This is a genomic window from Rhizobium sp. P2_G2, assembly GCF_056403555.1.
In genome coordinates, this window is sequence record NZ_JBFUFF010000261.1 from 1 (window position 1) to 1,271 (window position 1,271).

The 1,271-nt window shown below is 59.7% G+C and carries 1 protein-coding gene; it reads left to right on the plus strand.

Going from position 1 to position 1,271, the window contains the following annotated elements:
* Window positions 1-63: 63 nt before the first annotated feature.
* A protein-coding gene (locus AC1D06_RS42625) for an IS3 family transposase (protein WP_477991614.1) occupies window positions 64-1,253 on the plus strand; the annotation gives its coding sequence in 2 pieces (ribosomal slippage) (window positions 64-316 and window positions 316-1,253; 1,191 coding nt in all).
* The last annotated feature ends 18 nt before the right edge of the window (window positions 1,254-1,271 follow it).

The following is a 1,271-nucleotide window of genomic DNA, read 5'->3' on the forward strand; positions in this document are numbered from 1 at the left end:
TGACCTGCCACGGGTAATTTCCTCCAGAATGGATTAGAGTCCGGCCCATTGAAGGACGGACGCATGAAGAAGCAGAGATTTACGGAAGAGCAGATTATTGCGGTTCTGAAGGAGCAGGAGGCTGGCGCGAAGGTAGCCGACCTGTGCCGCAAGYACGGAGTTTCCGAAGCGACATTTTACAATTGGAAAGCCAAATACGGCGGCATGGAAGTGTCCGAGGCCAAGCGTCTGAAGGCGCTGGAAGAGGAGAATGCCAAGCTGAAGAAGTTGCTCGCCGAGCAGATGCTGGATGCAGCCGCACTTCGCGAGCTTCTGGCAAAAAAATGGTAGGGCCTGCCGCCAAGCGTGACGCTGTCACGCATCTGAAGGCCGTGATGGGTCTTTCGGAACGGCGRGCCTGCCAGATCATATCCGCGGACCGCAAGATGATCCGCTACCGGTCCTGCCGGCCGCCAGAGGTGGCGCTGCGGGCAAAGCTGCGCGATCTTGCAAACGAGCGACGGCGCTTCGGATACAGGAGGCTGTTCATCCTGCTCCGGCGGGATGGAGAGCCGTCCGGCGTCAATCGCATCTATCGTCTTTACCGCGAGGAAGGACTTTCCGTGCGCAAGCGCAAGGCCCGGCGGCGTGCCGTCGGCACGCGTGCGCCGATCCTGGTCGAGGCAAAGGCCAACGCTCGCTGGTCATTGGATTTCGTCCATGATCAGTTTGTTTGCGGCAGGCGCTTCCGCGTGCTCAACATCGTTGATGATGTCACGCGCGAATGCCTGGCGGCTATCCCTGACACCTCGATCTCGGGGCGTCGCGTCGCAAGGGAGTTGACGACACTCATCCAACGACGCGGCAAACCCGGCATGATCGTCTCCGACAACGGCACAGAACTCACCTCGAATGCCATCCTGGCCTGGTCGAAAGACCACAGGGTCGAGTGGCACTACATCGCGCCCGGAAAGCCGATGCAGAACGGTTATGTGGAGAGTTTCAACGGGCGCATGCGCGACGAGCTGCTCAATGAAAGCCTGTTCTTCGGCCTCGATCACGCCCGAAGCGCTATTGCCGAATGGATCGAAGACTACAACCAATTCCGGCCACACTCATCGCTCGGATATCTGACCCCGGCGGATTACGCCGGGACCCTCGCCGCAACCGGCTCCAACGCTGCGCAAGATGAAAGCTTCGCGTTTCCGCCGGTTGCTACCACCGCGCCAAGTGGCGTATCCAGAACCGCCGAGGCTCTAATCGCCACTGGATGAAAGTTCAGTGGCAGGTCA